The sequence below is a fragment of the Saccharothrix sp. HUAS TT1 genome (assembly GCF_040744945.1).
Classification (GTDB): Bacteria; Actinomycetota; Actinomycetes; order Mycobacteriales; family Pseudonocardiaceae; genus Actinosynnema.
In genome coordinates, this window is the sequence record NZ_CP160453.1 from 2,861,071 (window position 1) to 2,875,308 (window position 14,238).

Annotated in this window: 11 protein-coding genes; 10 read left to right on the forward strand and 1 reads right to left on the reverse strand. The window is 72.5% G+C overall.

The features are described 5' to 3' along the window. Positions 1–85 precede the first annotated feature (85 nt). The 3 genes from AB0F89_RS14165 to AB0F89_RS14175 all read left to right on the forward strand — a co-directional run bounded on the left by AB0F89_RS14165 (position 86) and on the right by AB0F89_RS14175 (position 4,778). Entirely contained in the window at positions 86–1,696 is a 1,611-nt protein-coding gene (locus tag AB0F89_RS14165; protein ID WP_367136257.1) for a DAK2 domain-containing protein, read from the forward strand. Between the two features lie 14 nt (positions 1,697–1,710). Beyond that, complete coding sequence (gene recG / locus AB0F89_RS14170; RefSeq protein ID WP_367136259.1) at positions 1,711–3,894, forward strand: ATP-dependent DNA helicase RecG; 2,184 nt, start codon at positions 1,711–1,713, stop codon at positions 3,892–3,894. Between the two features lie 71 nt (positions 3,895–3,965). After that, positions 3,966–4,778 (forward strand): hypothetical protein, encoded by an 813-nt coding sequence (locus tag AB0F89_RS14175; RefSeq protein WP_367136261.1) that lies wholly within the window; start codon positions 3,966–3,968, stop codon positions 4,776–4,778. Between the two features lie 9 nt (positions 4,779–4,787). Here the strand turns inward: AB0F89_RS14175 and AB0F89_RS14180 are convergent, their stop codons facing one another. Continuing rightward, the gene (locus tag AB0F89_RS14180; RefSeq protein ID WP_367136263.1) at positions 4,788–5,930 is read right to left on the reverse strand and encodes a hypothetical protein; all 1,143 of its coding nucleotides are present in this window, start codon (positions 5,928–5,930) and stop codon (positions 4,788–4,790) included. Between the two features lie 454 nt (positions 5,931–6,384). Here AB0F89_RS14180 and AB0F89_RS14185 point away from each other — a divergent pair, with 454 nt between their 5' ends. The 7 genes from AB0F89_RS14185 (at position 6,385) to AB0F89_RS14215 (ending at position 14,151) form a co-directional block, all read left to right on the forward strand. After that, positions 6,385–9,762 carry a pyruvate carboxylase gene (locus tag AB0F89_RS14185; RefSeq protein ID WP_367136265.1) on the forward strand — a complete coding sequence of 1,126 codons (3,378 nt, stop codon included), beginning with the start codon at positions 6,385–6,387 and terminating at the stop codon, positions 9,760–9,762. A gap of 226 nt (positions 9,763–9,988) precedes the next feature. Then, positions 9,989–11,071 carry an MBL fold metallo-hydrolase gene (locus AB0F89_RS14190; protein ID WP_367136267.1) on the forward strand — a complete coding sequence of 361 codons (1,083 nt, stop codon included), beginning with the start codon at positions 9,989–9,991 and terminating at the stop codon, positions 11,069–11,071. Beyond that, entirely contained in the window at positions 11,068–11,763 is a 696-nt protein-coding gene (locus tag AB0F89_RS14195; RefSeq protein ID WP_367136269.1) for an SDR family NAD(P)-dependent oxidoreductase, read from the forward strand. Before AB0F89_RS14190 ends, AB0F89_RS14195 begins: the two co-directional genes overlap by 4 nt. A 4-nt stretch (positions 11,764–11,767) precedes the next feature. Further along, positions 11,768–12,334: a 16S rRNA (guanine(966)-N(2))-methyltransferase RsmD gene (gene rsmD / locus AB0F89_RS14200; protein WP_367136271.1), complete on the forward strand. Its 567-nt coding sequence runs from the start codon at positions 11,768–11,770 to the stop codon at positions 12,332–12,334. 54 nt (positions 12,335–12,388) lie between these two features. Beyond that, a complete protein-coding gene (gene coaD / locus AB0F89_RS14205; protein WP_367136273.1) occupies positions 12,389–12,871 on the forward strand; it encodes a pantetheine-phosphate adenylyltransferase in 483 nt (160 codons plus the stop codon). 65 nt (positions 12,872–12,936) lie between these two features. After that, entirely contained in the window at positions 12,937–13,347 is a 411-nt protein-coding gene (locus AB0F89_RS14210) for a ribonuclease domain-containing protein (protein ID WP_367136275.1), read from the forward strand. A gap of 87 nt (positions 13,348–13,434) precedes the next feature. After that, complete coding sequence (locus AB0F89_RS14215) at positions 13,435–14,151, forward strand: DivIVA domain-containing protein (protein WP_367136277.1); 717 nt, start codon at positions 13,435–13,437, stop codon at positions 14,149–14,151. Positions 14,152–14,238 lie beyond the last annotated feature (87 nt).

Consider the following 14,238-nt stretch of genomic DNA (forward strand, 5'->3'; position numbering starts at 1 on the left):
CAAGCCTCAGCCGGGCATGGCAACCTGGACAGGGTAGCCGGTGGGCCGTTCAGCCACCAAACCGGGCTCGAATACCCTCGCCGCCATGCAGGCTCTCGATGCGGTCGCGGTCCGCCAGTGGGCGGACGCCTGTGTGCGGTCCCTGGACGCCAACCGGGAGGACCTGGACCGCATCAACGTGTTCCCCGTGCCCGACGGCGACACCGGCACGAACCTGCTCCAGACCATGCGCTCGGCGCTGGACGCCCTGCTGCGGACACCCGTGGACGGCGTCGGGTCGGCGTTGGCGGCGCTCGCCCGCGGCGCGCTGGCCGGGGCGCGCGGCAACTCCGGGGTGATCCTGTCGCAGGTGCTCCGGGGCCTGGCCGAGGCCGCTCAGGGCGCGTCGACGGCGTCCGGCGCGTCGTTGCGCAAGGCGCTGTGGCGGGCCGACGAGCTGGCCACCGCCGCCGTCTCCACGCCGGTGCCGGGGACCGTGCTGTCGGTGCTGCGCGCGGCGGCCGAGGCGGCGCGGGACTGCGCGTCCGACGACCTGGACGAGGTGGTGACGGTCGCGGCGAAGGCCGGGGCCGAGGCGCTGGCGAACACGCCGCGGCAGCTGGCCGTGCTGGCGCGGGCCGGTGTGGTGGACGCGGGCGGGCGCGGGCTGGTCGTGCTGCTGGACGCGCTGGCCTCGGTGATCACCGGGCGGGCCGTGCGGGACGAGCCGGTGGTCGTGCCGGTGCCGCGCGAGGCGTTGACGACGGCGCGCGAGGACGGGTCGCCCGAGTTCGAGTACGAGGTCATGTACCTGCTGGACGGGACGCCCGACCGGGACGGCTCGCCGGACGTCGAGGTGCTGAGGGACGAGCTGCTGGGCGTCGGCGACTGCGTGTCGGTGGTCGGCGACGGCGCGGGCCTGTGGACCGTGCACGTGCACTGCAACGACATCGGCGCGGCCGTCGAGGCGGGCATCCGGGCGGGCCGGCCGCACCGGATCACGGTGGCCAGGTTCGCCGACCAGATCGCCGCCCAGGCGCCCCGGTTCGTCCGCGACCGGGCGATCGTCGTGCTGGTCGAGGGCGGGGGCGTGGCCGAGCTGTTCCGGTCCGAGGGCGCGGTGGTGCTCGAACCGGGCGCCGGGGTGACGGCGGCCGACCTGCTGGCCCTGGTGGTGGGCACGCGGGCGCGGCAGGTGACCGTGCTGCCCGGCAGCCCGACCTGGCGCGAACCGCTCGACGACGCCGTCGCGCAGGCCGTCGCGGCGGGTCAGGACGTCGTGGTCGTGCCGACGTTCTCGCCGGTGCAGGCGCTGGCGGCGCTGGCCGTGCACTCGCCGTCCCGCCGGGCCGGCGACGACGTGGTCGCCATGGCCGAGGCCGCGGCGGCGACCAGGCGCGGCGAGGTGGCGGTGTCGGACCGGGAGGCGATCACCTGGGTCGGCCGGTGCCGCCCCGGCGACCTGCTCGGCATGGTGGACGGCGAGGTCGTGCTGATCGAACCGGGCGCGGCCGACGTCGGCGGGCTGGCCTGCCGACTGGTCGACCGGATGCTCGCCAGCGGCGGGGAGCTGGTGACGGTGCTGCTGGGGCAGGCCGCCCCGGACGGGGTGGAGCGGGTGCTGGAAGATCACCTGCGGGTCGCGCACCCCGAGGTGGAGCTGGCCGCCTACCAGGGCGGGCAGCCCGGCGCGCTGCTGGTTGTCGGTGTCGAGTAGGTGGATGGGCCGGGATGACGACCTTCGACGAGAAGCTGGTGCCGGTGCTCGGCAAGAAGAGCGCCGACGCGCTGGAGGCCGGGCTCGGCCTGACCACCGTCGGCGAGCTGCTGCGGCACTACCCGCGCCGCTACGACGAGCGCGGCAAGCTGACCGAGATCGCCGGGCTGGAGCTGGGCGAGCACGTCACCGTGCAGGCGCGGGTGAAGAGCGCGCGGCAGCGGCGGATGAAGTCGCGCAGCGGTGAGCTGCTGGAGGCCGTGATCACCGACGGCACCAGCGACCTGCACCTGGTGTTCTTCGGGCGCGGCTCGCGCAAGGTCGAGCGGGAGCTGCTGCCGGGGCGCGAGGCGATGTTCGCGGGCAAGGTCGGCGTCTTCAACGGCAAGCTCCAGCTCGCCCACCCCGACTACCAGGTGCTCGACGGCGGCGAGGGCGCGGCGGAGCAGTTCGCCGGCGCGTTCATCCCGGTCTACCCGGCGGCGCAGGGCATCCAGTCGTGGAACGTGGCCAACTGCGTCGAGCAGGTCCTGGCGGTGTGGGACGGGGTGTCCGAGGACCCGCTGCCGGAGCCGCTGCGCGCCGCGCGGGGGCTGGTCGGGCTGGAGAAGGCGCTGCGGGACATCCACCGGCCGGACGGCTGGGCCGCGATCACCGTCGCGCAGCAGCGGCTGAAGTGGGACGAGGCGATGGCGGTGCAGCTGACGCTGGCGCAGCGCCGCCGCTCGGCCACGGCCCGCCCGGCGCCCGCGTGCCCGCCCAGGCCGGGGTTGGTGGGTGACGCGTTCGACGCGCGCCTGCCGTTCGAGCTGACCGCCGGGCAGCGGGAGGTGGGCGAGCAGATCGCCCGCGACCTGGCCGGCGAGCACCCGATGAACCGGCTGCTCCAGGGCGAGGTCGGGTCCGGGAAGACGATGGTCGCGCTGCGGGCGATGCTGCAGGTCGTGGACGCCGGGCGGCAGGCGGCGATGCTCGCGCCGACCGAGGTGCTGGCGGCCCAGCACGCGCGGTCGCTGCGCGAGCTGCTGGGCGACCTCGGGCAGGCCGGTGAGCTGGGTGGCGCGGAACACGCGACGCGGGTCGCGCTGCTGACCGGGTCGATGGCCGCGGCGGCGCGCAAGCGGTCGCTGCTGGAGATCGTGTCCGGCGAGGCCGGGATCGTGGTCGGCACGCACGCGCTGATCCAGGACAAGGTGGAGTTCGCCGACCTGGGGCTGGTCGTGGTGGACGAGCAGCACCGGTTCGGCGTCGAGCAGCGGGCCGCGCTGAGCGGCCGGGCGGGCGGGTCGACGCCGCACGTGCTGGTGATGACGGCCACGCCCATCCCGCGCACGGTGGCGATGACGGTGTACGGCGACCTGGAGGTGTCCGCGCTGCGCGAGCTGCCGCGCGGGCGTTCGCCGATCAGCACGTCCGTGGTGCCGGTGGCGTCGAAGCCGGGGTGGCTGGACCGGGCCTGGCAGCGCATCCGCGAGGAGGTCGGCAAGGGGCACCAGGTGTACGTGGTGTGCCCGCGGATCGGCGACGGCGAGGGTGAGGCGGAGGGCGGGGCCGAGCCGCCGAAGGAGGACGGGTCGGACCGCCGGCCGCCGTTGTCGGTGGTGGACGTGGCGAACCGGTTGGCCGAAGGGCCGCTGCGCGGGTTGCGGATCGACATCCTGCACGGGCGGATGGCGCCGGAGGACAAGGACGCCGTGATGCGGGCGTTCGCCGCGAACGAGGTGCAGGTGCTGGTCGCGACGACCGTGGTCGAGGTCGGGGTGAACGTGCCCAACGCCACCGTCATGGTGATCATGGACGCGGACCGGTTCGGCGTGAGCCAGCTGCACCAGCTGCGCGGACGCGTCGGGCGGGGCAGCGCGCCGGGGCTGTGCCTGCTGGTGACGGAGATGCCGGACGGCACGTCCACGATGGAGCGGCTGCGGGCCGTGGAGTCCACTCTGGACGGGTTCGAGCTGGCGCAGCTGGACCTGGAGCTGCGGCGCGAGGGCGACGTCCTGGGCGCGGCCCAGTCGGGGACGCGGTCGGGGTTGAAGATGCTGTCGCTGCTGCGGGACGAGGACGTGATCGCCGAGGCGCGGGTGGTGGCGCAGGAGGTCGTGGAGGCGGATCCGGAGCTGACCGCGCACCCGGGGTTGGCGGGGTTGGTGGCGGGGTTGTTGGACGAGGAGCGGGCGGAGTACCTGGAGAAGGCTTGACGGTGGGTGGGGTGGGGTGTGGGGGTGGGGTGAGGCGGGTAGGGCGGGGTGAGGGGCGGTTATTCTGGTTCGTGCGCCGATTCCTGTTCGTCCTGGTCCCGCTGGCGCTGGTCGCCTGCACGTCGGCGCCCGGTGATCCGGCCCCGACCACGTCGTCGTCGCTGCCCAAGGGCGACCTGGCGGTGCTCGCCGAGCGCATCGAGCAGCGGCGCGCCGAGCTGAAGACGGCGACGTTCCACACCGAGGGGTTCGCCTCCGACGGGCAGGCCACCGAGGTCCGCAACGTGGTGGACGGCGCGGTGCGGCAGGACGCCGGCGGGGTGACCGGGTCGATGACGATGGCCGTGTCGACCGGCGGCGAGCCGAAGAAGATCGCGCTGGTGCTGGTCCGCGACGGCACGTACGTGCAGGTCGAGGGCGCGCCGATGCCCGAGGGGAAGAAGTGGGGTTACTACCCGGCGGCGAGCGGCGGCGAGGTGTCGGCGCTGCTGCGCGGGTTCGGGCCGAGCGCCACGGTCGGCGCGGAGCTGGACTACTTGCAGCCGCGGGCGGCGTTGATCGTCGGCAAGGCGGCCGAGCAGCTGGACGGCGTGCCGACGACCCGGTTCGACCTGGTGGTGGACGCGCTGAAGATGGCCAAGGTCATCGAGGACCAGGACATCCAGCTGCAGCACACCCAGCTGGCCGAGTACGGGGTGAAGATCTCGGCGACGGTGTGGGTGGACGACACGAGCGCGCCGGTGCAGGCCGGGTACCGGTTCGAGCTGGACGGCGAGGTGGTGAAGCAGTCCACCACCCGGTTCCGCGGGTGGGGTGAGCCGGTTCAGATCACCGTGCCGGAGCAGGCCGAGGTCGTGCCGGCCGATCAGCTGCCCGAGCAGTAGCGCTGTTGACTACCGCTTGGGTTGCTTGCCCGACTTGGGGACGGGCAGCTGGGTGGTCGGCTGCTCGGACGGGTCGGCGTCGTCGGCGGGTTCGGCCTTGGTGGGCTCGGCCTTGGCGGGTTCGGCCTCGGTGGTCTGCGGGGCCTCGGGGGCGGTGGCTTCCTCGGGCAGCGGGGTGAGGCTGGCGACCGCTCGGGACACCGCCTCCTGGGCGGCGGCGAACTGCTCGCTCAGGGCGCGCTGCACGCGGTGCAGTTCGGCCAGCTTCGCGTCGGCCGCGGTGGTGCGGCGGTCGGCGTGGGCGTCGGCTTCGGTGATGGTCTTCTTGGCGTGGGCGTCGGCCTCGGTGATCGTCTTCTCGGCGTGGGCGTCCGCGTCGGTGACGGTCTTCGCGGCCTGGGCTTCGGCGTCGGCGATCGCCTTCGTGGCCTTGGCCAGGGCGTCGGCTTCCAGCTCGGCGGTCTCGGCGCGGGCGGCTTCGAGGAGCTTCACGGCCTCGGCCTTGGCCTCGACCACGTGCACCTCGTGCTCCTTGCGGAGCGTGGTGCGCAGCTCGTCGTACTCCTTGTCGAGGTCGTCGTGGTAGCCCTTGTACTTCTGCTCCAGCTCGACGCGCTTCGCCTCCAGCTCCGCGGTCTTCGCCTCGAAGTCCGCGGTCAGCCTCTCGCGGTCGGCGCGGGTCTCGGCCAGCAGCGCCTCGTGCTCGCCCGCCAGCTTCGTCCGCTGCTCCTCGAACGACCGCTCCAGCTCGCCCCGGCGCTCCTCGTGCTGCCGCTCCAGCTCCTGGGTCCGCTGCTGGTGGGCCGCTTCGAGCTGGCGCCGCCGCTCCTCCACCTCGCCCATCGCGCGCTGGTGCGCCGCCTTGCCCTCGGCCGCGGCCCGCTCGGCCTCCGACCGGGTGGCGTTCGCCTCGTCCAGCGCGGCCTTGCGGATGTCGGCGATCTCCTCCTCGGCCAACGTCATCATCACCCGCACGCGCTCGGTGACGTTGGACGCGCTGGCCGGGCTGGCGGCCAGCTTGCCCAGCTGCGACTTGACCTTGTCCAGCTCGGCGCGGGTGGACCCGAGCAGCTTGCTCAGCTCCGCGACCTGGGCCGACGACGCGTCGCGGGCTCTGTTCGAGTTCTTGAGGTCGAACTCGAGTCGCGTCACCCGCTCGTTCACCTGACGCTGGTTGTACCCGCGCAGAACGACGTCGAAATGAGTGCGGGCAGCAGGCTGCCCAGTCCCTTCAGCCCCGGCCATGGCCCAACCCTACCGAGAAGTCGCGCCCGGCAGTCACCCGATGTGGCGAACGCACCGTGACGGGGTGGTGATCCAGTGTGCGGGGCGGAGGTGGTCGGTGGGGTGGTCGGCGGGGCGGGGTGAGCGCTCGTCAACCGATCCCGACCGTCGGGGGCTGCGCGCGGCCCCGGCGCAAGGGAGAATCCCGGGGCATGGTCCCAGGTCGCGATCGTCCTGACCGGGAGGGTGACCGATCACGATGACGTCCGTCACGTGAGATGGAACTCCCGAGGGGCGGGAAGCGCGCGGTAACGTGCCTTGATTCATCGAGTCCCGCCCGCGCTGGGGCGGTACCCGCCGAGTAACCGGGAGGGAACGCCGCATGTTCCGCAAGGTTCTTGTCGCCAACCGCGGCGAGATCGCGATCCGGGCCTTTCGCGCCGCCTACGAACTGGGCGCCGGCACGGTTGCCGTCTTCCCCCACGAGGACCGCAACTCCCTGCACCGGCTGAAGGCCGACGAGTCGTACGAGATCGGTGAGCCCGGCCACCCGGTCCGCGCCTACCTGTCCGTCGAGGAGATCATCAAGGCGGCCCGCAAGGCGGGCGTCGACGCGGTCTACCCCGGCTACGGCTTCCTGTCCGAGAACCCCGAGCTGGCCAGGGCCTGCGCCGAGGCGGGCATCACGTTCGTCGGCCCGCCCTCGGACGTGCTCGAACTGACCGGCAACAAGGCGCGCGCCATCGCCGCGGCCCGCGAGGCCGGGCTGCCGGTGCTGAAGTCCAGCGCGCCCTCCAGCGACATCGACGCCCTGGTGCGGGCGGCCGAGGACATCTCGTTCCCGGTGTTCGTGAAGGCCGTCGCGGGCGGTGGCGGGCGCGGCATGAGGCGGGTCGAGGAGCCCGCCGCGCTGCGGGAGTCCCTGGAAGCCGCGTCCCGCGAGGCGGAATCGGCCTTCGGCGACCCGACGGTGTTCCTCGAACAGGCTGTGGTCGAGCCGAGGCACATCGAGGTGCAGATCCTCGCCGACGGCGAGGGCAACGTGATGCACCTGTTCGAGCGCGACTGCTCGGTGCAGCGCCGCCACCAGAAGGTCATCGAGATCGCGCCCGCGCCGAACCTAGACCCGGAGCTGCGCGGCCGGATCTGCGCCGACGCGGTCCGGTTCGCCCGGCACATCGGCTACCGCAACGCCGGCACGGTCGAGTTCCTGCTCGACCCGCACGGCAACTACGTCTTCATCGAGATGAACCCCCGCATCCAGGTCGAGCACACGGTCACCGAAGAGGTCACCGACGTCGACCTGGTGCAGTCGCAGATGCGGATCGCGAGCGGCGAGACGCTGGACGACCTGGGCCTGAGCCAGGAGACCGTGCAGCTGCGCGGCGCGGCCCTCCAGTGCCGCATCACGACCGAGGACCCGGCCAACGGGTTCCGCCCGGACACCGGGATGATCAGCGCCTACCGCTCGCCGGGCGGCTCGGGCATCCGGCTGGACGGCGGCACGACCGGCGCGGGCACGGTCATCGGCGCGCACTTCGACTCGATGCTGGTCAAGCTGACCTGCCGCGGCCGGACGTTCTCCGCGGCGGTCGCGCGGGCGCGGCGCGCGGTGGCGGAGTTCCGCATCCGGGGCGTGTCGACGAACATCCCGTTCATCCAGGCGGTGCTGGACGACGAGGACTTCTACGAGGGCCGCGTCACCACGTCGTTCATCGAGAAGCGCCCGCACCTGCTGACCGCCCGGCACTCGGCCGACCGCGGCACCCGGATGCTCACCTACCTGGCCGACGTGACGGTCAACAAGCCGAACGGCCCCCGTCCGTCCGTTGTGGACCCGAGGGTCAAGCTGCCCGCGGTCGACCTCAACGCCGAGCCGCCGGCCGGGTCGAGGCAGCGGCTGGTCGAGCTGGGCCCGGAGGGCTTCGCCCGATGGCTGCGGGAGAGCAAGGCGCTGGCCGTCACCGACACCACGTTCCGCGACGCGCACCAGTCGCTGCTGGCCACCCGGGTGCGCACGCGGGACCTGCTGGCCGTGGCGCCGCACGTGGCGCGGATGACGCCCCAGCTGCTGTCGCTGGAGGCGTGGGGCGGGGCCACCTACGACGTGGCGCTGAGGTTCCTGGCCGAGGACCCGTGGGAGCGGCTGGCGGCGCTGCGGGAAGCGGTGCCGAACATCACGCTCCAGATGCTGCTGCGCGGCCGGAACACGGTCGGCTACACGCCGTACCCGGAGGCCGTGACCAGCGCGTTCGTCGAGGAGGCGACGAAGACCGGGATCGACATCTTCCGGATCTTCGACGCGCTGAACGACGTCGAGCAGATGCGCCCGGCGATCGAGGCGGTGCGGGAGACCGGGTCGGCGGTGGCGGAGGTCTGCCTCTGCTACACCTCGGACCTGTCGAACCCGGACGAGCGGATCTACACGCTCGACTACTACCTGAAGCTGGCCGAGCAGATCGTCGGCGCGGGCGCGCACGTGCTGGCGATCAAGGACATGGCGGGCCTGCTGCGGCCCCCGGCGGCGGCGCGGCTGGTGACGGCGTTGCGCAAGGAGTTCGACCTGCCGGTCCACCTGCACACGCACGACACGGCGGGCGGGCAGCTGGCGACCTACCTGGCGGCCATCCAGTCCGGTGTGGATGCGGTGGACGGCGCGGTGGCGTCGATGGCGGGCACGACCTCGCAGCCGCCGCTGTCGGCGATCGTGGCGGCCACGGACTACACGGACCGGGCGACCGGGCTCGACCTGCGGGCCGTGTGCGACCTGGAGCCGTACTGGGAGTCGGTGCGGAAGGTCTACGCGCCGTTCGAGTCGGGCATCCCGGGGCCGACGGGCCGGGTCTACTCGCACGAGATCCCCGGCGGGCAGCTGTCGAACCTGCGCACCCAGGCGGTCGCGCTCGGGCTCGGGCAGAAGTTCGAGGAGATCGAGTCCATGTACGCGGCGGCCGACCGGATGCTCGGGCGGCTGGTGAAGGTGACGCCGTCGTCCAAGGTCGTGGGCGACCTGGCGTTGCACCTGGTCGGAGCAGGTGTGTCGCCGTCGGAGTTCGAGGCGGACCCCGGTCGGTACGACATCCCGGCGTCGGTGATCGGGTTCCTGCACGGCGAGCTGGGCGACCCGCCCGGCGGCTGGCCGGAGCCGTTTCGGAGCAAGGCGCTGCAGGGGCGGGCCGCGCCCAAGGGCGTCGCGGAGCTGACCGACGAGGACGTGAAGGGGCTGGAGGACGACCGGCGCACCACGTTGAACCGGTTGTTGTTCCCGGCGCCCACGCGGGAGTTCCTGGCGCACCGGGACGCGTACGGCGACACGAGCGTGCTCGGGAGCAAGGACTTCTTCTACGGGTTGAAGCCGGGGGAGGAGTACCAGGTCGACCTGGAGCCCGGGGTGCGGCTGCTGATCGGGTTGGAAGCGATCGGCGAGGCGGACGAGCGCGGCATCCGGACGGTCATGGCCACGTTGAACGGGCAGCTGCGGCCGATCCAGGTGCGCGACCGGTCGATCGCGGCCGAGGTGCCGGTGGCGGAGAAGGCGGACCGGGGGAACCCGGGGCACGTCGCGGCGCCGTTCGCCGGTGTGGTCACGCCGAGCGTGGCCGAGGACGACGCGGTCGAGGCCGGTCAGACGATCGCCACGATCGAGGCGATGAAGATGGAGGCGGCGATCACCGCGCCCAAGGCGGGGCGGGTGAAGCGGTTGGCCGTGCGCGGGGTGCAGCAGGTCGAGGGTGGGGATTTGTTGATCGTGTTGGAGTGAGGTGAGGAGTCGGGTGGGAGGGCTGGTCTCTTCCGGCTCGATTTGACATGGGGCCCTTACGGGCGCCCTGTGCAGGCCAAAGCCGGCAGGCCCGGCGGGGAAGAGCGTCCCGCCGGGCCTGCCGGCTTCGTCCAGCCTATGGCACCCGAACCCATGTCAAATCGAGCCTCGGTGGGTCGGTGAGATTGAGCGGGAACCGGGTTGTCGGGGTTGTCGTTGAGGTGGCATGAAGAAGGTTGCCGCTGCGGTTCTCGCCCTTTCGGCTGGTGTTGGCGCTGTGGCGTGGGCGTCGCGGGATGTGCGGTTGGCGTTGGGTGGGAAGCCCGGCGGTGAGCGGGTGCGGCGGTCGCCGCAGTGGCGGGAGGGGAAGTTCCACAACGCGGTTCGGACGCGGACGGCGCCTCCCGATGCCGGGATGGTGCGGGAGATGGTGTTCGGGAAGCAGCAGCGGCGGCCGGTGGGGGAGGTGCCGCTGGTGGCGGCGACTCCCGGTGCGGTGGACGGGTTGCACATCACCTGGTACGGGCACGCGTCGGCGTTGGTGGAGGTCGACGGGGCCCGCGTCCTGATCGACCCGGTGTGGAGCGATCGGTGCTCACCGTCGCCTTTGGTCGGTCCTCGGCGGTTGCACGCGGTGCCGCACGAGTTGCACGAGGTGGGTCGTGTGGACGCCGTGGTGATCTCGCACGACCACTACGACCACCTGGACCTGCCGACCGTCCGGGCGTTGGCGCGGGACCAGGAGGCGGTGTTCGTGGTGCCGCTCGGGATCGGGGCGCACCTGCGGCGGTGGGAGGTGCCGGAGCGGCGCATCGTGGAGCTGGACTGGGACGAGTCGCACGAGGTGGCGGGGGTCTCGTTGACCGCCACGGCGGCGCAGCACTTCTCCGGGCGGGGTTTTCAGCGGGACACCACGTTGTGGGCCTCGTGGGTGATCAAGGGGCCTCGGCACCGGGTCTACTACAGCGGGGACACCGGGTACTTCGACGGGTACAAGAAGGTCGGCGAGGAGCACGGGCCGTTCGACGCGTCGTTGATCCAGATCGGCGCCTACGGGGCCGGGTGGCCGGACATCCACATGACGCCCGAGGAGGGCGTCGCCGCGCACGTGGACGTGCGGGGCGGGCTGTTGATCCCGGTGCACTGGGCGACGTTCAACCTGGCGTTCCACGACTGGTCGGAGCCGGTGGAGCGGGTCCGGCGGGAGGCGGAGGCGCGGGAAATCCCGCTTGCTGTCCCTCGACCGGGTGAGAGGATCGATGTCGCTCAACCCCCGGCGGTCGACGGATGGTGGCGGGAACTGGCATGACTCGAACGGCTGTGGTGACCGGGGGTGGCACGGGGATCGGGCGGGCCATCGCGAGCGAGCTGGTCGGGCGCGGCCTGGAGGTGGTGATCACCGGGCGGCGGGCGGACGTGCTGGAGCGGGCGGCGGCGGAGGTCGGGGCTCGGGCGGTGGCGTTCGACGCGGCCGATCCGGCGGCGGTGGACGCGGCGCTGGAGCACCTGCCCGAGCGGGTGGACGTGCTGGTCAACAACGCCGGTGGGCTCGCCGGCGGTGACGACCTGAAGCAGCAGTGGCTGGCGATGTACGAGGCGAACGTGGTCACGGCGGTGCTGGTGACGACGGCCCTCGAACCGAGGTTGGCCGATCAGGCGCGGGTGGTCACGATCGGGTCCATCGCCGGGCGGCGCGGTGGCGGCGGTTACGGCGCGGCCAAGGCGGCGGTGGAGGCGTGGACGGCGGAGCTGGCGTTCAGGTTGGGCGGGCGGGGGATCACGGCGAACGTGGTCTCTCCCGGGTACGTCCAGGAGACCGGGTTCTTCGGCGGGGGGATGACCGAGCAGCGGCGCTCCGCGCTGGTCGCGCAGACCGCCAACGGCCGGGCGGGGACGCCGGCGGACGTCGCGGCGGCGGTCGCCTTCCTGGCGTCGCCCGAGGCCGGGCACGTCACCGGGCAGGTGGTGGCCGTCAACGGCGGGGCGCACCTGGGACGATGAGCCGGTGACCAGGATTGTCGCGGGCGTCGCGGGTGGCCGGAGGCTCCAGGTCCCCCCGCGCGGGACCCGACCCACGTCCGACCGGGTTCGGGAGGCGTTGTTCAGCTCGCTCGAAACGTTGCTCGACCTCGACGGGGCCGTCGTGCTCGACCTCTACGCGGGGTCCGGCGCCCTGGGGTTCGAGGCGTTGTCGCGGGGTGCGGCGCGGGCGACGTTCGTGGAGTCGGACAAGCGGGCTGCCGAAGTCCTGAAGGGCAACGCGAAGGTCGTCGCCCTGCCCGGTGCGACGGTGGTGAACCGCACCGCCGAGGCGGTGGTCGGCACGGCCGCCGACGCGCCGTGCGACGTGGTGTTCGCCGACCCGCCCTACGCGGTGACCGACGAACAGCTCAACCGGCTCCTCGCGTCGCTGGTCAGCAACGGTTGGACGAAGCCGGGTTCGCTGATCGTGGTGGAACGCGGCGCGCGCAGCCCGGAACCGGTCTGGCCGGGCGCGGTGGAATCCTTGCGCAGCAAGCGATACGGCGACACCGCGCTGCACTGGGCCGAACAAGTTGGCGCTACCGGGTGATGCGGGCCACGCACCTGAGTGGCTGCGTCCGATCGGGTGCTACGGTCCGAAACCATGACGCGTGCCGTGTGCCCCGGCTCCTACGACCCGGCCACCAACGGACACCTGGACATCATCGGCAGAGCGGCGAAGCTCTTCGACGAAGTCGTCGTCGCCGTGCTCATCAACAAGAACAAGAAGACCTTGTTCTCGGTGGAGGAGCGCACGGAGATGCTGCGCGAGGTGACCGCGCAGTGGCCGAACGTCCGCGTCGACGCCTGGCACGGCCTGCTGGTCGACTACTGCCGGGAGAACGACATCAAGGCCATCGTCAAGGGCCTGCGCGCGGTCAGCGACTACGACTACGAGCTGCAGATGGCCCAGATGAACCACCAGCTCACGGGCGTCGACACGCTGTTCATGCCGACGAACCCGATCTACAGCTTCCTGGCCAGCTCCCTGGTCAAGGACGTCGCCACGTACGGCGGCGACGTGAGCAGCCTGCTGCCGCCCAGCATCCAGGCCCGGCTCGCCGCCCGGCTCGCTGAGGGTCGCTGACCGGTCACGGCGGGTTAACTTCGTGACGGTCGTTCTGTCACTCGGTGTGGTTACCGTTCACTGCCATGAGCGAGATCACATCGCGCACCGTCAAGGTGCTGCTCTCCCTGCTGCTGGTCTTCTCGGGCGCCTTCGCGACCGCCGCGCCCGCGTCCGCCGCGCAGGCCGCGTGCGGTGACACCTCCGCTTTCCGGAAGGTGGCGCTGTCCGGGCTGCCCGCCCAGGCGACGGACACCGTCCGGCTGGTCCAGCGCGGCGGGCCGTACCCGTATCCGCAGGACAACCAGACCTTCTACAACCGCGAGGGCGTCCTGCCGGCGTGCGCGACCGGCTACTACAAGGAGTACACGGTGAAGACGCCGGGCAGCTCCACCCGGGGCGCGCGGCGGATCGTCACCGGCAACGCCACGCCGAAGCTGTACTTCTACACGCCCGACCACTACGCGAGCTTCGTCCTGGTGGACATCACCCGGTAGCCGGACACGCCCTGCCGATCTCCCGGCGGCGGCGAGATCGGCAGGGCACACTAGGACGGGTACTGCTGTGGGCGCGAGGAGTGTGACGTGTACCGGGTGTTCGAGGCCCTCGACGAGCTGGTCACGATCGTCGAGGAAGCGCGTGGCGTGCCGATGACCTCCGGGTGCGTCGTGCCGCGCGGCGACGTGCTCGAACTCCTCGACGACGTGCGCGACGCGATCCCCGCCGAGCTGGACGACGCGCAGGACGTGCTCGACCACCGCGACGAGCTGGTCGGCAAGGCGCAGCACGACGCGGACCAGGCGCTGAGCAAGGCCCGGTCGGACGCCGAGCGGATGGTCTCCGAGGCGCAGCACGAGGCCGAGCGGATGCTGTCCGAGGCGCGCGCCCGCGCCGAGCGGGTGGTCGCCGAGGCCGAGGACCAGGCGCAGCGCACCGTCTCCGCGGGCCGCCAGGAGTACGAGGACCTGGTGGGCCGGGCGCACGCCGAGGCCGACCGGATGGTCCAGGCGGGCCGGGCCAACTACGAGCGGGCGATCGAGGAGGGCCGGGCGGAGCAGGCGCGCCTGGTCGACGGCACCGAGGTCGTGCAGGCCGCGCACAACGAGGCCGCGCGCGTGCTGGAGGCCGCCCAGACGGAGGCCATCCGGCTGCGCAACGAGTGCGACGCGTACGTGGACGGCAAGCTGGCCGACTTCGAGGACCTGCTCGCGCACACCCTGCGCAGCGTCGGGAAGGGCCGCTCGCACCTGCGCGGCCCGGCCGTCGCGAGCGCCGCCGCGCCGTTCGACTACCACGAATGACCCCACCGGACGACGCTCCGACCAGCCGATTTCACGTGGACGCGGGTTGTCCCGTACCCTTGATTGGCTGGTCGTGGTAAGTCCCCG